The sequence below is a fragment of the Mucilaginibacter sp. SMC90 genome (genome assembly GCF_022811725.1).
Classification (GTDB): domain Bacteria; phylum Bacteroidota; class Bacteroidia; order Sphingobacteriales; family Sphingobacteriaceae; genus Mucilaginibacter.
Genome location: NZ_CP094527.1, coordinates 7,367,428 through 7,386,650 on the forward strand (window position 1 = coordinate 7,367,428; position 19,223 = coordinate 7,386,650).

General features: G+C 47.7%; 21 protein-coding genes. 12 read left to right on the forward strand and 9 right to left on the reverse strand.

Translation table 11 applies throughout. From position 1 onward, the window contains the following. Window positions 1–9: 9 nt before the first annotated feature. Genes MTO98_RS30830 through MTO98_RS30840 form a run of 3 tightly spaced genes read right to left on the reverse strand, consistent with a single transcriptional unit; the run spans window position 10 to window position 2,872 of the window. Window positions 10–855 (reverse strand): SDR family oxidoreductase, encoded by an 846-nt coding sequence (locus tag MTO98_RS30830; RefSeq protein ID WP_243483083.1) that lies wholly within the window; start codon window positions 853–855, stop codon window positions 10–12. Further along, entirely contained in the window at window positions 855–1,664 is an 810-nt protein-coding gene (locus MTO98_RS30835; RefSeq protein WP_243483085.1) for an SDR family oxidoreductase, read from the reverse strand. The genes MTO98_RS30830 and MTO98_RS30835 overlap by 1 nt, the downstream gene beginning before the upstream one ends. Next, the gene (locus MTO98_RS30840) at window positions 1,664–2,872 is read right to left on the reverse strand and encodes a zinc-dependent alcohol dehydrogenase (protein ID WP_243483087.1); all 1,209 of its coding nucleotides are present in this window, start codon (window positions 2,870–2,872) and stop codon (window positions 1,664–1,666) included. Before MTO98_RS30840 ends, MTO98_RS30835 begins: the two co-directional genes overlap by 1 nt. A gap of 110 nt (window positions 2,873–2,982) precedes the next feature. Here MTO98_RS30840 and MTO98_RS30845 point away from each other — a divergent pair, with 110 nt between their 5' ends. From MTO98_RS30845 to MTO98_RS30860, 4 genes are read left to right on the forward strand one after another with little or no spacing between them, the layout of a single operon-like run. Beyond that, the gene (locus MTO98_RS30845) at window positions 2,983–4,539 is read left to right on the forward strand and encodes an FAD-dependent oxidoreductase (RefSeq protein ID WP_243483089.1); all 1,557 of its coding nucleotides are present in this window, start codon (window positions 2,983–2,985) and stop codon (window positions 4,537–4,539) included. Beyond that, window positions 4,536–4,892 (forward strand): hypothetical protein, encoded by a 357-nt coding sequence (locus tag MTO98_RS30850; RefSeq protein ID WP_243483091.1) that lies wholly within the window; start codon window positions 4,536–4,538, stop codon window positions 4,890–4,892. Before MTO98_RS30845 ends, MTO98_RS30850 begins: the two co-directional genes overlap by 4 nt. Window positions 4,893–4,894: 2 nt before the next feature. Next, window positions 4,895–5,950 carry a glycoside hydrolase family 130 protein gene (locus tag MTO98_RS30855; protein WP_243483093.1) on the forward strand — a complete coding sequence of 352 codons (1,056 nt, stop codon included), beginning with the start codon at window positions 4,895–4,897 and terminating at the stop codon, window positions 5,948–5,950. Beyond that, window positions 5,947–6,927 (forward strand): SDR family oxidoreductase, encoded by a 981-nt coding sequence (locus tag MTO98_RS30860; protein WP_243483095.1) that lies wholly within the window; start codon window positions 5,947–5,949, stop codon window positions 6,925–6,927. Before MTO98_RS30855 ends, MTO98_RS30860 begins: the two co-directional genes overlap by 4 nt. Window positions 6,928–7,086: 159 nt before the next feature. Here MTO98_RS30860 and MTO98_RS30865 read toward each other — a convergent pair whose 3' ends face one another. Both MTO98_RS30865 and MTO98_RS30870 read right to left on the reverse strand, forming a co-directional pair. Further along, window positions 7,087–7,557: a CinA family protein gene (locus tag MTO98_RS30865; protein WP_243483098.1), complete on the reverse strand. Its 471-nt coding sequence runs from the start codon at window positions 7,555–7,557 to the stop codon at window positions 7,087–7,089. Window positions 7,558–7,799: 242 nt separating this feature from the next. Further along, complete coding sequence (locus MTO98_RS30870; RefSeq protein ID WP_243483100.1) at window positions 7,800–8,726, reverse strand: manganese catalase family protein; 927 nt, start codon at window positions 8,724–8,726, stop codon at window positions 7,800–7,802. Between the two features lie 179 nt (window positions 8,727–8,905). On the opposite strand from MTO98_RS30870, the gene MTO98_RS30875 reads away from it, so the two are divergent. From MTO98_RS30875 to MTO98_RS30895, 5 genes are all read left to right on the forward strand, one after another. Continuing rightward, entirely contained in the window at window positions 8,906–11,107 is a 2,202-nt protein-coding gene (locus MTO98_RS30875) for a hypothetical protein (RefSeq protein WP_243483102.1), read from the forward strand. Further along, a complete protein-coding gene (locus MTO98_RS30880; protein ID WP_243483103.1) occupies window positions 11,104–11,562 on the forward strand; it encodes a low affinity iron permease family protein in 459 nt (152 codons plus the stop codon). Before MTO98_RS30875 ends, MTO98_RS30880 begins: the two co-directional genes overlap by 4 nt. Continuing rightward, window positions 11,559–12,758, forward strand: a complete 1,200-nt coding sequence (locus MTO98_RS30885; RefSeq protein ID WP_243483105.1) for a DUF2252 domain-containing protein — start codon at window positions 11,559–11,561, stop codon at window positions 12,756–12,758. The genes MTO98_RS30880 and MTO98_RS30885 overlap by 4 nt, the downstream gene beginning before the upstream one ends. Before the next feature lie 225 nt (window positions 12,759–12,983). Continuing rightward, on the forward strand, window positions 12,984–13,664 hold the full coding sequence (locus tag MTO98_RS30890; protein WP_243483107.1) for a DUF421 domain-containing protein: 681 nt from the start codon (window positions 12,984–12,986) through the stop codon (window positions 13,662–13,664). A gap of 54 nt (window positions 13,665–13,718) precedes the next feature. Next, window positions 13,719–14,261, forward strand: coding sequence for a ferritin-like domain-containing protein (locus tag MTO98_RS30895; protein WP_243483109.1), 543 nt, complete (start codon window positions 13,719–13,721; stop codon window positions 14,259–14,261). Between the two features lie 667 nt (window positions 14,262–14,928). On the opposite strand, the gene MTO98_RS30900 is transcribed toward MTO98_RS30895, so the two are convergent. The 4 genes from MTO98_RS30900 to MTO98_RS30915 all read right to left on the reverse strand — a co-directional run bounded on the left by MTO98_RS30900 (window position 14,929) and on the right by MTO98_RS30915 (window position 16,416). Further along, entirely contained in the window at window positions 14,929–15,516 is a 588-nt protein-coding gene (locus MTO98_RS30900; protein ID WP_243483111.1) for a DUF4142 domain-containing protein, read from the reverse strand. 60 nt (window positions 15,517–15,576) lie between these two features. Further along, complete coding sequence (locus tag MTO98_RS30905) at window positions 15,577–15,834, reverse strand: hypothetical protein (protein ID WP_243483113.1); 258 nt, start codon at window positions 15,832–15,834, stop codon at window positions 15,577–15,579. Window positions 15,835–15,995: 161 nt separating this feature from the next. Then, window positions 15,996–16,241, reverse strand: coding sequence for a hypothetical protein (locus tag MTO98_RS30910; RefSeq protein ID WP_243483116.1), 246 nt, complete (start codon window positions 16,239–16,241; stop codon window positions 15,996–15,998). A gap of 16 nt (window positions 16,242–16,257) precedes the next feature. Then, window positions 16,258–16,416, reverse strand: a complete 159-nt coding sequence (locus MTO98_RS30915; RefSeq protein WP_243483118.1) for a hypothetical protein — start codon at window positions 16,414–16,416, stop codon at window positions 16,258–16,260. Between the two features lie 301 nt (window positions 16,417–16,717). On the opposite strand from MTO98_RS30915, the gene MTO98_RS30920 reads away from it, so the two are divergent. The 3 genes from MTO98_RS30920 (at window position 16,718) to MTO98_RS30930 (ending at window position 19,223) form a co-directional block, all read left to right on the forward strand. Beyond that, the gene (locus tag MTO98_RS30920) at window positions 16,718–17,101 is read left to right on the forward strand and encodes a PleD family two-component system response regulator (RefSeq protein WP_243483120.1); all 384 of its coding nucleotides are present in this window, start codon (window positions 16,718–16,720) and stop codon (window positions 17,099–17,101) included. Between the two features lie 246 nt (window positions 17,102–17,347). Next, window positions 17,348–17,545, forward strand: coding sequence for a hypothetical protein (locus MTO98_RS30925; RefSeq protein ID WP_243483122.1), 198 nt, complete (start codon window positions 17,348–17,350; stop codon window positions 17,543–17,545). 157 nt (window positions 17,546–17,702) lie between these two features. After that, on the forward strand, window positions 17,703–19,223 hold the full coding sequence (locus MTO98_RS30930; RefSeq protein ID WP_243483125.1) for a GAF domain-containing protein: 1,521 nt from the start codon (window positions 17,703–17,705) through the stop codon (window positions 19,221–19,223).

The window sequence follows — 19,223 nt, forward strand, 5'->3', positions numbered from 1 at the left end:
TGAATTGAATTAACCGTTAACTACCTCCCCGCCATTGACATGGATCACTTGCCCCGTAATAAAGGAAGCATCATCCGACGCCAGGAATACATAAGCCGGACCCAGTTCCGAAGGTTGACCGGCACGTTTCATGGCCGTCTCGCTGCCAAACGATTTGATCTTTTCCTCATCAAACGTCGCCACGATGAGCGGCGTCCAGACCGGACCTGGCGCGACTGCGTTGACCCTGATCTTTTTGTCGGTCAAATTGGTAGCCAGAGAACGGGTAAAGCTCGTGATCGCGCCCTTGGTTGAGGAATAATCGAGCAGGTTGGGTGAGGAACGGTAGGCCGTAACCGAGGTCGTATTGATGATGCAATCGCCTTCCCCCAGATGCTCCAGTGCCTCGTTGGCAAAGTGAAAATAAGCGAAGATGTTGGTACGGAAAGTATCCTCCAGCTGCTTTTCATCGATCTCCTTGGGATCTTTTTGCGGGAACTGCATGCCGGCATTGTTGACCAGGATATTCAGTTTCCCTAGTTTACTGACCGTCTGTGCCACCGCTTTTTTGCAAAAGGCGGCCTTTTTGACATCGCCTTTGATGAGCAAACATTTACGGCCTTCTGCCTCCACCAATGATTTTGTTGTTTTCGCGTCTGTATCCTCGTTCAAATAAACGATCGCCACATCCGCACCCTCGCGGGCGAAATGCACGCTGACCGCGCGGCCTATCCCCGAATCACCGCCCGTGATCAGGGCAACCTTATCCCGCAGCTTGCCCGAACCGGCATAGCTGTTTTTGATATATTCCGGCGCCGGGTCCATCTTCGCTTCGATGCCCGGCTGCCGATTTTGTTTTGCGGGTGTCTTTGCCATTAGTCGCCGGTTTGTTGTTGTTGTTCCTGTTCCACCGGTTTTTGCTGTTCATACATCGTATGCGCTACACTGCTGTCCGGCATCAGATTAGCGGCGTGAACCTCTAAACTGTTCTTCCAGCCCGCGATGACCCGGTCTTTCCCTGCCATTAAAGCTTCATAACCTGCCTTAGCCACATCCGCAGGATCAGAAAGGGCTTCCTTATCCTGCGCGATCTTGCTGTCCTGCATGCCCGCTTTGTTAAAGAAATCCGTATCAGTTGCGCCCGGCATCAGTGAAGTAAATGTGATACCCGAATCTTTCAGTTCTTCCCGGATCGCGGTGGTAAAGGAAAGCACAAAGGCTTTAGTCGCGTGATATACCGCCTGCCATGGCCCCGGCAGTTTACCAGCTACCGAACCAAGATTCAGGATCTTGCCTTCACCGCGACCGGCCATCTGTTGAACGAAATGTTTGGTCAGGATCACCGTGGCGCAGATATTCAGGTGAATAATGCTCAGCTCTTTTTCCAGCTCATTGTCTTTGAACAAGCCATAAACACCCTGGCCCGCATCGTTGACCAGCACATCTACCTGTTCGGTCACTTCACTGCAAAGCGCCTTAGCCTGTTCCATGTCGGACAAGTCTTTCGCAATCGTTTTGACCGTAATACCAAAACTTTGCAATTCATTTTTGGTGCTGTCCAGTTCGGCCTGGTCCCGCGCCACGATGATCAAATTATAGTTGTCTTTAGCGAAAAGTTTCGCCAGCTCTTTGCCGATCCCGCTCGTTCCGCCGGTGATCAAAGCGGTCTTTCGTTGATTTTCCATTAGTTCTCGATCTTTACAGGTTCCTTGTTTTCCGTTTCCCTGCGCTGCTCCCAGGGTTTGAGTACCACCTTCACGCAGTCTTCCTCTTTCTTGTTGAAGATCTCGTAACCGTGGGTCACTTCGCTCAGCGGCAGGGTGTGCGTGATGATATCGTCCAGTACCACTTTTTCAGTTTTCACCAGTTCGATCAGGTGATCGATATAATTCAGTACCGGTGCCTGGCCCATTTTCAGCGTAATGCCCTTATCAAATACCCGGTGCAGCGGGAAGTTATCATAAGTCGAGCCGTAAACGCCCATGATCGAAACCGTGCCCATGCGGCGTACTGCCTTAAAGGCCATATCGAGCACCTTCATGCTGCCGACTTCAAAATTGAACAGCGCTTTGGCTTTGTCCAGGATATCACGTTCCGGTTCAAAACCCACTGCATCCACGCAAACGTCTGCGCCGCGGCCGCCGGTCATGGCGCGGATGGCTTCCACCACATCGACTTCATGCGGGTTCAGCGTTTCCACTTTATTGACCGCTTTGGCTTTTTCCAGCCGGTAGTTCAAAGGGTCAATAGCGATCACCCGGCTGGCGCCGTTGATCCAGGCGGCTTTTTGCGCCATCAGGCCAACCGGACCGGAACCAAAGATGGCCACCACTTCACCGCCTTTTAGCTGCGCCCAGTCGATAGCCGACCAGCCGGTAGGGAAAATATCGGTCAGGAACAATACCTGCTCGTCGCTCACGTTTTCAGGCACCACTCTTGGGCTTATGTCCGCATAAGGTACACGTACATATTCCGCTTGTCCACCGGAATAACCGCCATACAAGTCAGTGTAACCAAATAAGGCTGCTCCTTTTTGATCGGCCATGTCGCCGTTAGGGCCGTAATGTTTGTAATTGGAATTTTCGCAAGCTGGCGAGGCATCATGCTGGCAGAAAAAACAGTGTCCGCAGGAGATCGGGAACGGCACGACCACACGATCACCTTTTTTCAGATTTTTGACGCCCTTGCCCACTTCTTCCACAATGCCCATAAATTCATGGCCCATTACCATGGGTTTGGGTTGCGGCACACCGCCGCTTAAAATATGCAGGTCGGAACCGCAGATCGCTGTTGAGGTGACCTTTAAAATGACGTCGGAATCCTCCAGCAGACGCGGGTCTTCGACCGTGTCATAGCGGATGTCGCCGGGTTTGTGAAATACTGCTGCTTTCATAAGTAGATCGATTAAGTTTTGATGTCTATAATTAACTTGAAGTAAATTTTTTTGTTTAATAATATGTGAGATAGTTTCAAACACAGCGCGCTTGTCTTTGTAGTTAGTATATGGCAACAAAAACGGAACCGATCAACCCGCGCGACGGAAAGCACGAAAGTCCCTGGCAGGCCGGGCTAACTGACATCAAAACAGCCGGAAAAACAATAGGTGAACAAACCTTCGACGCCCTTATTGTAGGAGCGGGTATTACGGGGTTGACCACGGGGCTACTGCTGCAGCAGGCCGGTAAGAAAGTAATTATAGCTGATGCGCATACTCCCGGATTCGGTACCACCGGAGGCACCAGTGCACATATCAATACCTTTGCGGATACGACCTACCCCGAAGCCGAAAGTGCTTTTGGCGAAGATGGCGCACAATTATTCAAGGAAGCGATTGCCGAAGGGTGTCAACTCATCAACGATCAGGCCGCCTCGCTGCAAATAGGCTGCGAACTGGAAAGCAAACCGGGTTATCTATATGCTGAGAAAGATGATGAGGTCAAACAACTAGATGAGATCTATGAAGGGGCGGTAAAAGTCGGCGTAGCCGTTAGCTATGTCGACGAGGTGCCCACGCCGGTGCCTTTTAAAAAGGCGCTTCTCTGGGAGAAACAGGCCCAGTTTCATCCGCTTAAATATCTGCAGGGTCTTCAAAAAGCCTTTTTAACCGCCGGCGGCGTCATCCTGAAAAATATCCTGACCACTGCGGTAGCAACAAAAGACGATATCCACACCGCCAGTCATGCAACAGGAAGTCTAAAAGCTAAAACCGTAGTTTATGCCACCCATATGCCGCCGAACATTAACGTTTTCAATTTTGAATGCGCCCCGTACCGCAGCTATGTAATGGCCGTTAAACTGAAAAGCGGGAAATATCCGGACGCGCTGATCTATGACAGCCAGGAACCATATCATTACGTGCGCTCACATACCATTGACGGCGAACGGTTGCTGATCGCCGGCGGCCTCGACCATAAGACCGGCCACGAACACCCCGAAAAAGCTTTCGCCGAGCTCGAAAAATATATCCGCCGTTATTATAACGTATCCTCGGTTAAATATCGCTGGTCATCGCAATACTACGTCCCGGTGGACGGCCTTCCTTATATCGGACAAATACCGCTGGCGGCTGACGGTATTTACTGCGCCACCGGTTATAATGGTAACGGCATGATGCTGGGCAGCGTGGCCGGGAAGATCCTGAGCGACCTGATTCTCAAAAAAGAAAATCGCTATGAAAAACTCTTCAGCCCTGCACGCGTCAAACCGGTCGACAGCTTCAGCGAATTTGTCAAAGAGAACGCCGACGTTGCCTACCATTTTGTGGCTGACCGCTTCGGTATCCATGAAAGCGATTCCTTGAAAAGATTGCAGCCCGGCACAGGAAAAGTGCTGGAAGTAGCTGGCCAAAAGATCGCCGCTTACCGCGATGAACAGGGAACCATCCATGCACTGAGTCCTGTTTGTACCCATATGGCCTGTATCGTAAACTGGAACGGCGAAGAAAAAAGCTGGGACTGCCCTTGTCACGGGGCGCGCTTTGACGTGGACGGCAAGGTCTTAACCGGCCCTGCCACGCGGCCTTTAGCACCCATCAGCCAGGAAGGAAAAAGCAATTCGTGACCCCCTTATTTATCAAACTGAACGGCGGCCTGGAGCTAATGGTCATACCGGACACCACCGCTCACCTTGACGGCCATACCATACTAACTTATACCTACAGCATCTTTCGCGACATCGGCGCGGGCAACCCGCTGCTAAGCCGGAGCAAGGAAAGTACCCTGCATTTGGAACAAATCGACGACCCGGAGTACTATGGTTTCATTACTTTCGAAAAACCGGGCAAACTATTCAGCTATACGGCCGACGGCCAGCGGGAGCTGGAAAGCTATCAGGTCAATGAACTCATCGAACACCTGAGTGATATCCGGGATAACCCCGCTTCGTGGAACCAACTGCAGGATAATAAAGATTAACCATGAAAGATATCGCCAAACGTTTCCCGGAAAATCCGCTGCTGCTGCCCAAAGACCTGAAGCCAAGCCAGGATGGCTTGCAGGTCATCAGTCTGCTCAACCCCGGCGTTTTCCGTTTTGAGGAAAAAACCTGGCTGCTCGTCCGCGTAGCGGAGGGCGTAGCGCAAAAAGAAGGGGTCATCTTTTTCCCCGCGCTGAACGCTACCGGGAACACCGAGATCATCGAGGTGCCGCTGAACGACCCCAACCTGATCGCCACCGATGCGCGGGTGATCAGTTATAAAGGCCTGGATTATTTGACCACCGTTTCACATTTACGCTTATTGCGCAGCGACGACGGCATCCGTTTTTCGGAGCCCGAGGCAAAAGCCTCGCTGTTCGGCCAGGGCTATCTCGAACGTTTCGGTATCGAGGATTGCCGGGTTACACAGATCGATGATACGTATTACCTGACCTATACCGCTGTGTCCGACAGCGGGGTTGGCGTAGGTTTGAAAACAACCAAAGACTGGCAGCATTTCCAATCCGGCGGTATGATCCTGCCACCCCACAATAAAGATTGCGCCATTTTCGAAGAAACGATACAAGATAAATATTATTGCCTCCACCGCCCGAGCAGTAAGGAGATCGGCGGCAATTATATCTGGCTGGCTGAATCTTCTGATACCCGCCAGTGGGGAAACCACCAGTGTATCATCAAAACCCGTCCCGGAATGTGGGACAGCGCCCGTGTGGGTGCAGGCGCCGCACCAATCCGCACCGAACATGGCTGGCTGGAAATTTATCATGGTGCTAATGCCGAGCACCAATACTGTCTCGGCGCTTTCGTAATGGACCTGAACGATCCGTCGAAAGTAATTGGTCGCACAAAAGATCCGATCATGGTGCCGACCGAAGCCTATGAACTCAGCGGTTTCTTCGGGTATGTCGTTTTTACTAACGGACATATCGTGGACGGGGATCAGCTCACCATTTATTATGGGGCGGCGGATGAATTCGTCTGCGGCGCGCGTTTTTCGGTTCAGGAAATTTTGTCCAAACTAACCTACGATCAATGAGCAAGCAAGAAAAATTACAGGGAAAAACCATCCTTATCACAGGGGCATCCAGCGGTGCAGGACGCGCTGCCGCCCTTGAATTTGCGAAATACCAAACTTATTTGGTACTGGCTTCCCGGAACGAAGCAGCTCTTGAGGAGGTGAAGATCGATTGCGAGGCATTAGGCGCAAAAGTCCTTATCGTGGCGACGGATACCAGCGACAGCAAAGCGATGATCGCTTTGGCAAACGCTGCCAACGACTGGCAGGGAAAAATCGATGTCTGGCTAAATAATGCCGGGGTCCTTGCTGCAGGCGATTTTGATAAAACGCCGATGGCGGTACACGAACAGGTGATTCAAACCAATCTGCTGGGATATATGAACGGGGCGCACGCCGTACTGCCGATATTTAAAGCACAGGGTTATGGCACGATCATCAATAACATCTCTATCGGTGGCTTTCTGCCGGTGCCTTACGGCGCGGGATATACTGCTGCCAAATTCGGCTTACGCGGCTGGTCGGAAGCTTTGAAGGGCGAATTATCGGAATGGCCGGACATTCACGTCTGCGACCTGTTCCCCGCGTTTTTAGATACACCTGGCATTCAGCACGCCGGCAATTATACCGCTAAAGTTTTAAAGCCTGCTCCTCCGGTATATGACCCGTTCCGGCTGGCCCAGGCCATGGTAAAGGTAGCTGCCGATCCGCGTGCTAATACCTATGTCGGCAGCGTATCAATGTTACTGAAAATAGGCCATGCTGCTTTACCGGAATTAATGACCAAAATGACAGGATCGGTCATGCGCAGATACCTAAAGTCGGCTGATCCGATCGCACTCACCGACGGCAATGTGTTCACGACCGTAGATTACGGCCTGAGTACACACGGCGGTTTCGGTTTGCCGGGTAAACCCAAATCGCATCGAAAATATATCGCCGGCGTTTTGGTTGCCGGAATGGCATTAGGCTTCTATTTAATCTGTAAAAAGAAATGATCTTCAACTATACCGAAAGCGACTGTGAAATAACTACGCGCGGACTCACGGCCCGTGGCTCAGTTTTAAACGCGGCTCACCCCGCATTTCGCCTTTAAAAGTACGGCGGGTACTGGCCGAAATTCCTGAAAGCGATTGTCGCCGTAAAAAGCTTGACCTTTAAAAGAGACCGATAACCAGCGCTGCCGTGGCAATGATCGTTTGCTTGATAATCTCTTCGCAGCTGCCTTTAAATTCATAACGACTCGAGACTAAGCGGTCACTGACGAGGGCAGTAACGAACATAGTACCTACCGGCTTTTTGACATTTTCGCTGCCACCTGGCGTAGTTAGTCCTGTCACTGCTACAAAAATGTCTGCCGGGATGAGTTTCCCCAACCGCCGCGCCAGCTCATCGGTGACTTCCTGAGATTCTGGCGTATATTTTTCAAGCAGTTCGCGGGGTACTCCCAGCAGGCTTTCCTTCAGATCTGCATTATAACAGATGATGCCACCCTCGAGTACCTGCCCTGATTCCTCTGTCAGGGCAAATTCCGAACAAAGCCATCCCGCTGTGGCGCTCTCCACGAATGCAATTCGCAATTTCTGTTCCGCCAGCAATTTGGCGCACTCTGCGATCTTTTGTTCCATGATAATATAAATCGTAAAAAAGAAGACGGCGCTGCACGGAGGCGGCGATCAAAAGTATATACTTTGAATAAGTATGTCAAATACGCCTGGATTCAGAGACCTTGTACAAATGATGCTGCACCGGCCCGGTCTTGGCTGCAAATCATTTAAGATCAGTGTATAAAATGGCGGTGGCTTCGATTAGTGGTTTTAAGAAAACGGCCTTGCGGCCGTCCTCTTGCCGGAAAATACTTCCTTTTCTCTTAATAGGTACTCCATTGCGCCACGCCATCGGGTTCTGAGTTTTTTACCTCCCCACTTTTTTCCGCGCTCATTTGCTTATCCGTTTTATCTCTGGTCTTCAACTCCTTCGTGAACTCCTCCGCAAGCTTGGTCTGCCCCTCAGTTTCCTTCGCCTGCGCGATTGGATCTTCTACATATACAAAATCCTTGCCCATGCCTTTGATCTCGCCTTCATTCCACGGACCTCGTATGGTGCCTTCAGACATATTATAGGCATTTTGCAGGTATCGCGGATCTGCGGCCAAAACTGCCGGCGGGAAATTGGGCTGGATGCTTTCCAACGCCGCTTCAAACATTTTGTAATGAGTCACCTCGCGGGTCATCAAAAAGGACAGCGTTTCATGGATATACGGGTCATCCGTAAACTTCATCAGGTGTTCGTAGACCAGTTTCGCCCTGGATTCGGAAGCCAGATTACTACGTAAATCGACCGTGAGGTCACCGTTGGAATTAATGTAAGAAGCGCACCAGGGGATGCCCTGACTATTGCGCGGAGTGACCCCGCCGCCGGTAATGATCCCGAATTGCGGGTTAGCAAAGACAGCCTGGTGGATAATATCCTCTTTGGCGGCCTTTCCGTTCATCACCTGCATAATTTCAGAACTATCAGCTGCATTTTTCAGCTCGCCGTTAACGCCTTTGAGCAGCATCTGAATAGTCGCCCCCACGATCTCGAGATGGCTGAACTCTTCAGTGGCAATATCCATCAGCATATCGTATTTGTCAGGGTGCGGGACTTTGGCTCCAAAAGCCTGAGTGAAATACTGCATAGCCGCGGCCAGTTCGCCGTTCTCCCCGCCGAACTGTTCCAGTAATAAGTTGGCGAACCGGGGGTCGGGTTTGGAAACCCGCGCATTGAATTGTAATTCTTTAACGTGGTGAAACATAATTGTAAAATTTAATGGTGATTGGATAGAGATCGGCTCCGTGGAAAGGATCGTACTATTTTTACAACCACAGGCGCTGAGATATGTTTTTTAATTAAAAGATTTAATTATCAGTAAATTTTAAAACAAAAAATTTAATGCTTTAGTTATATAACACACTTTACAACCTTACGCTGATTATGCAAGGACTTTCACCCTGGACTATAGCGGTACAAAATTTATTTCATGGGCAGGATCTTCCGGCCATATTTAAATTTGATCTGGCTGGTTATGCGGTCCACCTCCATCATCTCAATAATTCCTTATGGATATGCGTGACCTGTCCCAAAGGCGTACAGATTGTCCTCCGGCCAGCTTACGCACCTAATGACCACCTGGAAATTACCCGCGTAAGCAAACACGAACTTGGTCTATCCCTTCATCTGAAAGGTTCAATCGGCGATTACACGGTGTTGGTGAACTTTCCGGCACGGGAGAAGCCCATCATCCACTACCAGACGCTCATAAAAACCCATAAGCCGTTATTGTTCCCTTTTTGGCCTCGGGACATGGTTATCACCGGGCCTGACAGCGAAAGCCAGGAAATGGCGGGAACACTTCTTGTAAGTCAGGTAGGAGCCCGTTCTGGCTTGCAGTATGTTACGCTGGACCGGCCCCAAAGCGGAGCCTTGCTGTATTTCCAGAATTTGACCGCGTTAAATGATTATGCCCGGCTAACGGAAACCTCTTTAGGCGATACGGTGGGCGGAAGCTGGCCGGAACTGGGCTTTGCATTACCGCCGACCTTAAATAATAAAGCGATCCCGGCACATCGGGAAGTAGTGCTATCTGATGCCTTCATCGCTTTTGATCCGGAGTATCCCAAAGATGAACTGGCACAGGCCAGACAATTTTTAGAGCTGTTGGCGGATATCTATCTGGTACTGCCGAAACCCGAAACCCGATATTATCCCTGGCCGGAGATGGTCGGCAAAGGATTGCACGACCTGGAATTCAGTCACGGCTGCTGGTCGCACGGCGCGGGACAGGACTACCTGAATGCCTATGTTGCCGATTACCAGACACCGCCGGAATTGATGGTACAACTTGCGGTGTTAATGCCGCTGACAGATTACTACGACTGGTGCAAGACTGAATTGCCAGCGATCCAAAAAATCCGAAATGGGCTGGAAGGATTTTATAGCAAAAGACTGAAAACAGTTGTTCGCTTTCTGCCCGCTCTAGCCGGTCAGTTGAACGGCGAGGAGGAACAGTTACAACCCAACGTGATGGATTCCTGGTACCTGCATCATCCTTTACTTAATTTAGGGCGGCTGGCCATTCGAGGCGATCAGCAAGGGAAAAAACTGTTTTTAGATTCCCTGGATTATACTATCCGGGTCGCCCGGCATTTTAATTATGAGTGGCCCGTGTTATATCACATGGAAACGCTGGAAGCAGTCAAAGCGGAGACCCAGCCCGGCAAAGGCGGAGAAAAGGATGTCGCCGGGCTTTACGCGCTGGTGATGCTGCATGCGTGGCAGCTCACTCGGATGAACAGGTACCTGCTCGAAGCCAAACGGGCGGCTAAAACCCTGCAGGGTAAAGGTTTCGACCTGTTTTACCAGGCTAATAACACAGCGTTTGGCGCCAATGCGATGCTGTGGTTATATCTGGAAACCAAAGAGCAGCTGTATCTGAACCTGGCCTATGTATGCCTGGCTAACCTTTTGAAGAATATGCAGTTATGGGATTGCGATTACGGCTACGCCAGAAACTATCCTACCTTTTTTGCAGTATTTCCTTTGAACGACGCCCCTTATACGGCGGCTTACGAAGAACAGGAAGTATTTGCAGCGCTTCATAATTTCTTGCTTTATGCAGAAAATCAAGCTGTCCTGCCAGCGGTAAATATTCTGTTGCCGGAGTTCCTGCGCTACGTGGTAAACCGGGCCCCATATTATTATCCGCCCAATTTGCCAAAGGAAATGTTGTCCGAAAAGGTAAAGACCGGGCAAGTCGATCATAAATTATGGATCGCGATCGAGGATATGCACGACGGTTGGGAACAGTCCGGCACAGTCGGACAGGAAGTTTACGGAGCGGGCGTGGCTTTTGGAATCATCCCCCGACATTTTTACCGGGTACCGGGCGAAGATTTTTGGATCTTTCTGGATTATCCGAACGCGCATTTCAGTCACAGCTCCGGCCGGCTCAGCTTCAGCGTTAAAGGAGATGAGCGCCTTCACTGCCGCATGCTGATTCTAAAAACAGGTAAAAAAGCGCTGCCAACATTTACTGTAAAAACAAAGATGACTTTACTCAGCGGCAAAAAAGTAAAAAACGGTCATCAGGAATTCACGGTACCCGGCAACAGCACAATTCATATGCATTGGTTATGAAAAAGAAAGAAGGTTTTTTTGAGGCTTTTTCCAATTGGGCTACTGCGGCAGCCGGAAGTTCGGCAGCGTTTATCATAGCCGTTGCGATCGTGGTGGTCTGGGCAGTGACCGGACCACTGTTCCACTATTCGGAAACCTGGCAACTGGTCATCAACACAGGGACGACCATTGTGACCTTTCTGATGGTATTCCTAATTCAGAAATCCCAGAACAAAGATTCAAAAGCCATTCACCTAAAGTTGAACGAGTTACTAGCCTCGCACGAGGGTAGCAGCAACCGTCTCGTGGATAGCGAGAACCTCACCGAGAAGGAACTGGACCGCCTGCATCATTTTTATGCACAGCTATCTACCCTGGCCGAAGAAGATAATGACCTGACCCGGACGCATTCGATCGATGCCGCGGAGGAAAACCACTATCGTAAATCCGGGAGGCGCCAATTGAAAACCAAATGAAACTGAAAGAACGTCTGAAATCTTTTAATCAAGGCTTGTTGCCGGATAAAGTTAAATTAAAATACGAGGCGATGGCAGAAAATGCGTTTCGTTTTTTCCGGGGAACCTGCCACTTGTTTTACGAAGACCTGGCAGTTGCCGAACCCTTGCCACTATCGCCGCTAGCCTGGATCTGCGGCGACCTGCATATCGAGAATTTCGGGAGCTATAGAGGTGATAACAAGCTGGTGTACTTTGACCTGAATGATTTTGACGAGGCGCTGCTGGCGCCGGCCAGTTATGAAACCGTGCGTATGGTCACCAGCATTTTTATCGCTTTCGATAACCTTGGCTTTGAAGAGAAAAAGGCGCTGAAGATGGCGCGTTTATTCTTAAAGACCTATTCGGCCACCCTGGCGAAGGGCAGGGCGATCAGCATAGAACCGCGGACCGCCAAAGGCATTGTTCATGATTTTCTGACCAGAGCCACCAAAAGCACCTATCATGACCTGCTCAAAAAACGCACGGTCAGTAAAAAGAAAAGCATCATGCTTTCGCTGGAAGATGAACGGCATTTTAAGCTGGATCGACCGCTTCGAAAAGCTTTGAAAGCTCATATCCAGGAATGGATTGAAACCAGTAGTGACGGCCCCTATAATTATGAAGTACAAAGCGTTGTTTTTCGTCTGGCAGGCACGGGCAGCATTGGAGTCAAGCGGTATTTGTTCTTACTGAAAAGCACCAATGCCAAAAATCAATATTTACTATTGGATATGAAGCAGGCGCGGGCTTCTTCGGCAATACCTTTTGTACCGGTACAGCAACTCGCATGGGATACAGAAGCGGCGAGGGTGATCGGCGTGCAGCAACGGATGCAAAATGTACCGGCAGCGTTGCTTAGCACGACTGTCTTTCAAAATGATGCTTTTATTATCCAGGAACTGCAGCCGGTCAAGGATAGCATCAAGTTCAGGTTATTAAAAGATTACCGCGATATGTATCGGGTTATAGACGATATGGCGGCACTGACCGCTTCGGCGCAATTGCGCAGCGGCGGGAGGCAGGGTTCAGGAACTTTGGACGAACTGATAGCATTTGGGCTGGACCTCGGATGGCAGGAAGCAGTGATCGCCTACGCACAACGCTATGCTGCCAGAACAAAACAATACTACAACGAGTTTGTAAAAGATTATAAAACCGAAAAATATGAAGAATAAATTTCTTATAGTCATGAACGAAAGCTCGACGGCCTTCGTTGAAATATCGATTTAGATAAAAAAAGAAACGCTTCCGCCTCAATAGAATATCCGGCGTGCTCACACGGGTAAAGGGATCCGCTGGATGTCATTTGTGGATAATACGGATCATTCCTGATCTAACTGGCGGATTTTGGGATTACCGACGCTATCCATTGCGAGCAGAACGGGCGGGACGGTAGGACAATGCGCGATGAAAGCATGGTCGGTGTCACGGATACTTTGCAATTGTTTCCAGATTTTAAAGCGCTGCAGACAGGGAAAGCCAAAGGCCATTTAAATCAGCCGGAATACATCTTTAAAAATTATGATCAACAGGCCGGCAAGCTTATCCGGGTGACCGCCCGGCTGAGCGCCAAGCAGGCCCAAAACTTATTGCGAATGGAAATATTAGTTAAACTTTTTGGAGAGGGTGAAAAGTTGAGCGTGCTGCAAATGAGCAGCCGAGGTGCCCTGATGTTTCTGATCATGCTGGTGCTGATTCGCATCTCGGGCCGCCGGTCATTCGGGATGCGGACGGCGCTGGATAACATCATCGCCGTTTCGCTGGGCGCCATAATGAGCCGGGCTGTGGTCGGCGCCTCTCCCCTTATCCCAGTCGTTGTTTGTTGCCTGGTGATCGTGCTGCTACACCGCGCCGTAGGCCGGCTGATCGCGGCGAGTAAGAAATTCGGCCGCGTGGTGGAAGGCGAAAAGATCTTGCTATTTGAAGACGGTGTGTTCTTAAAAGAACACATGAAAAGGGCTCTAATCTGCGAAGAAGACCTAATGCAAGGCGTGAGAAAATCGGCTTTGACCGAGGATATGGAAAAAATAAAAAAAGTTTACATGGAACGCAACGGGGAAATCAGCGCGATCCGGAAATAGCCACTTTTGGAATGCTATTTGCATAGGTTGTGTACATTATTAAATCTGAATACCATGAAAACAAAAGCAAGCAAAAATGTGAGCCGCACCCCTGAAGCAGAGAGTGCGTTAAAGGAATTATTCGTTGACGAATTAAAAGATATTTATTGGGCGGAAAAACACCTGGCGACTGCCTTACCGAAAATGATTAAGGGCGCCACTTCAGAGGACCTTAAAAACACCATCAGCACGCACCTGGAGGAAACCAAAGGTCAGATCACCCGCTTAGAAAGCGTATTTGAATCAATAGGTGAAAAAGCCGCTGCAAAGAAATGCCTGGCGATGGAAGGCTTGCTGAAGGAAGCGTCTGAATTACTGGAAGATACCGACAAAGGTACCGAAGTACGTGACGTAGCTATTATTTCGGCCGCGCAAAAAGTGGAACACTATGAGATCGCCTCTTACGGCACACTGCGTACGCTGGCCGGAACTTTGGGTTTTAGCGAAGCACAAAGCCTGCTGGATGAGACCTTAGCCGAAGAAAAAAATGCCGATTCCCTGTTGACCCAAGTAGCCGAAAATTACGTGAACCAAGCCGCCGCCGCAGAAGTAGAATAATCATCCGCAAAATTGTGATTAACGAGGGGATGCCGGAAGGTATCCCTTTTTTTATGGCCCGATTTTTAAGTGAATTTTTATAGGAATGCAAACTATGCAGCGCCGCAACAGATAACAGTGCGTATAAAAGATCAGTTCATGGGTCTTAAGTCAGATGACTTTGAATGCACATTTAACGTTAATACCGGATGGACTCCAAGCATACCCGCCACATTTCGGCCTTTGGAACCGGCACTACCTACACTAGAAGATTATTTATGGCATCGCGGAGAAGTCCGAACAGGAAGTCAGAGCGGGATCGGCTGAGTGTATCATTTCAGCTTACCTTTTGAGCATGGATCCACCACAATCACCACGTGCCAGGGTAAAAACAACTCAGCTTATTTAACTTATGAATTTATAACAATCGTAGGAAACAACGGTGCTAAACAGTTGAGAGACGCTCATACCCTCTATCAGCTGTCCGCTTAATTTCAGAGAAATCCAACGATTTGTAAATGGATTCAATCTCTTCACCATATCAAAATTTAGAGCAACAGGCATTTTGAAAAGACCAATGTGATGAAACTTTGAAACCAAAAACGAAATAAATTATTTATGACCTACGGCAATATTTGTTATAGCCTATATGATTGCAGGCTCATTCTGCAACTGCGAACCGCTAATATTAGTCGGGCGTTTGCATTTTTATTTTTTCGATAGTAGCCAGGTGCATCTTCAGCATTGGTAAGGTCTTATCTATAAGCGCCTTCATTTCCGGATATTTTACCTTATGACGTGCGTTTTCAAAGGTAGCGATATCCTTTCCATGATCATCCACCATTGCATCAATATAGGCTTTGTTAAATTCATTAGCGGGTATCGAGGCAAGCTTAACTTTTAGTTCGGCTTCTTCTTTGCCAACGGAGTCTGGTAAGACAATACGTTTGCTTTTAGCCAGTTCTTTTAATTCCAAATTGGCCTTTGAATGATCATCGATCATCATCTTTCCAAAATCCTTTACTGCTTTAGAAGTGCCTTTTTCCTGCGCAAGTTTGCCCAGTTCCACTTCGGCCATCCCCCTGGTTGCCGCTTCTACCGCGAATTTGGCGTCGGGAGCACTTATCGCCCAGTCGCCAGTACCTGTTTGTTTGTTATGGATCGAGTCTTGATGAGTATTTGTACTATCAGCTTTTTCTTTACTGTCTTTGTTCGAATTGCATCCGCTAATCACAATATTTGCAGATGCTAATAATATAATAATTAGCTTTTTCATAATCATTTAGTAAATTTAGTTTTCGACTATCCTTCCCTTAAGGTCCTTTTTAAAAGGTCATTAATGATTGCTTTTCGAAGAGCTGCCGCTTGGATCCGCATTGCCATTGCCATTAGTATCCCCTTTCAACGTATCTTTCCTGGCAGCTTTTCGCTGGTCATTGATCGTATTGGTATCAGGCTGTACCCCGCTCCCTGCTTTGAAAGTTGCGGTAGTGTCTGTAGAACCGTTCAGTTTCTTATTACGATCATTCGGATTACAGGCTGTCAAAGCAAAAGCACTCATTACAAAAAATGCAATCAATTTTAAAGCTTTCATAGATTTGATAAATTAATTATTCAGTTAAACTTCTTACAATTCCCCTACCTGTAAATTGAAAATTTCCCTCCCAAAGGAAACGGCGTGCCTATTACAAGAAAAAGAAAACTCACCGCGTTTGCCGACATGATACATTTGCAATACACTATTATTCGCAAACATTACCTCTTGACGCTATCTATTTTAGAGGTATCCGCTTTTTTTGTTTTAGTACCACCGGAAGCACTGTTATCGATTGTCGATGCATCGCCGGTAGCGCTGGTCGTTTTTGAAGTATCTAAATTTGACGGCGCATCGTGTTTGGCTTGTGCGGTGTCTTCCCCTGATCTGGCAGAATGATCACCATTGCACGCCATGATGAGGCTTACTGAAAGCACGAATAAGCCGGTTAAAATGTTCTTTCTCATATTCGATCTTAATTAATTATTTCTGAGTGGTAGTTTTTGTTTCTCGTTTTACAGGAGGTCCAGGGTCGCCGTTTTCGTTGTCAGGTGTTACCGTTGGGACTCTTGATGCTTCCGGCTTTTTTTGTTCACCAGCTAAACGGCCCTTGCTCGTTTCCGTATTGACTTTTGATTTCATAGGTTTGAATTAAATAATCAGTTGAATACTTCATTTTACTTTTAATTAATAAAAATCCGGAGGGAAAGTTTTTGAAAAATTAAAATGAGAAAGATTTTTTCAAAGTTTTGAACACACAATAGATTCATTTAAAATAGAATATGCATGTTTGTTTTTTGGAAAGATATCTGGAATAGCCACAAATTCAAATTTAATTTTAATTTATATATTTTATTTTCAAGCAATATTTATTAACTTCACTTCTAATAGGTTTAATCAATACCTCAATCTAAAACCAATTAACAACCTTGTTTGAAAGCACATGAAAAAGAGAATTGTTGTAGTCGATGATGATGATGATATCCTACAAATAATCCGCTTTATACTGGAAGAACAAGGTTATTTGGTTGAGGCGGCCACAGATATCCTCTCATTTAATAAATTGGGCGACGTCAAGCCTGATTTAATCCTGCTTGATGACTGGCTTAGCGATGGATATGGCCACTTGCTATGCAGGGCATTGAAGCAGAACCAAAAGACCAAAACAATTCCGGTGTTACTGATTTCTGCAAAGAATGACATCGAAGCCATTGCTGGAAAAAGCCATGCAGATGATTATATTGCCAAACCGTTCGATCTCGGTTTCTTTATGAATAAAGTTCAGTCTTGGCTATCGCCGCATAAAAACGCCCTCAGGCCGGACTAATTTGAGTCTATTCAAATATTTAATGAAGTAATACGGAAAGTTTATCCTTTTAATCAACTGCCACAAGCTGCTGTGATTAGCTCCAGCGTTCCTACAACTATCCCTGTAATTCTTCGTAGCGAAGACCTACATTTTTCCCGAAATTTAATATTTGAAAACTTTTTTTATTGGAGAAGGTTTACAATGTGGTAAATTTTGAAGCAGGAATAAATGGATATAGCACATATACAAAGGTTGTTGTCCGAGATGGCGGAAAATCGCAGGCAGTACGCAGAAAATTATAAAGAACTGCAACGTTCCCTTTTTTTGTTCAAGACAGGCTTGAGCAATGTAAACGGAAAGATCGAATCCACTGCCGAAAGCTATGCCGCTCTTATCCAATCGGAGCAATTGGAACAAACGCAGGATGTCACTCTTGGTCTGATGCACCGAAGGGCTTCCTGATACTCCTATCTGGTGTGAGCGTGAAATTGTTTCCTTAAAGGAAAATAGATATTTTAGCACCCGATCCGCTATTCCCTGAAATCAGTTTGCCGTTACTTTTTTGCTGATATACTTCTTAGCTATATCATTACTACCTGTTTTAATTTGTATTTGGCTGATGGCTAAGAGAAAAAATTATGATTCCGAATTTTGTGGCAGCCTGCCGCTCAACCATATTAATGTTGTTCAGGATTATGGTTATTTGCTTGTGCTGAGTAAAGACCAGTTAACTATTCTGCAACTTAGCGAAAATGCTTCTGATCTGTTTGAAAAACCCCTGAAGTCTATTCCGGGTACACTATTTTCGGATTTTACCGATACCAGCATTATCAAGTCGCTCAGCGAGCGTTTTGATCAAAATTCAAAAGAAAAATTTCCGCTTACCATTACACTCAAATCGCGAAAAATGATGGCGCTGGCACATTTTAAGCCGGAGTATATCATCCTGGAGATCGAAAAAGCTGACCTTCCTACTGAACGCTCTTTTACGAGTGTTTACGAGGAAGTTAAATACGCAATGGCCGCTATTGAGGCCGCGGAAACCATTGAAGACGCAAGTCAGGCGGCTATACATGAACTGCGCCGAATTACCGGCTTTGACGGCATTATGATGTACCGTTTTGACGAAGATTGGAACGGCACCGTTATCGCAGAGGAGAAAGATGCGCCGGAACTTGAACATTACCTCGGGCATACTTTCCCAGGCTCCGATGTCCCCAGGCAAGCGCGTGACCTTTATTTAAAAAACCCTTACCGTCTAATCCCTGATCGTGATTTCACTCCGGTGAGGCTTTATCCGGTGATGAACCCGGTAATCAACACTTTCATCGATCTGTCTGATTGTAACCTTCGTGGCGTAGCAGCGGTACATCTGGAGTACCTTAAAAACATGAATGTAAAAGCATCAATGTCTATTCGTGTGATCGATAATGGAAAACTCTGGGGCTTGATCGCGTGCCACCATGTCCGCCCGCATTACCTGAGCTTCGAAACAGGCGCTGTCTGTGAAATGCTTTCTTCGGTTATTTCAAACCGTATTTCCAGTATTACCCATAAAGCGCAATATGATGCCGATAGCAAGCTGCAACAACTCCAAACAGAGCTGATAGCGCAAACTTATGCTAAGGATGACCTGTGGGATGGGCTTTTTGACGCCGGAGACGTTCGGTTAACAGACCTGTTGAAAAGCAGCGGCGCTGCTGCCAATATAGGTCAGGTCTTATGCACGCAAGGCGATGTTCCTGACCAGGATACGTTGGAAAATTTATTCCTGTGGCTGCAAAACAAACAGGATGGCAAGGGGTTCAGCACCGATAGCCTGCCCGAAGTTTTCGATGAAGCAATCCCACATGCCAAAATTGCAAGTGGGTTACTTTCAATTCCAGTTAACCCGGAAAGCGGCGAATTCATCGTAGTTTTCCGCCCTGAGACGGTACGCACCATTAACTGGGGCGGTGATCCGGCCAAAACGATCAATTTCGACCCTGACGGCAAGAAATACCACCCGCGGGCTTCGTTTAAATTATGGCAGGAAACTGTACGCAATACCGCGGCCGCGTGGACACCACAGGAAATCGCCGCTGCCGAAAACCTACGGGCCTTTATTTTCGAATTCAATACTAAAAAATCAAGACCATAA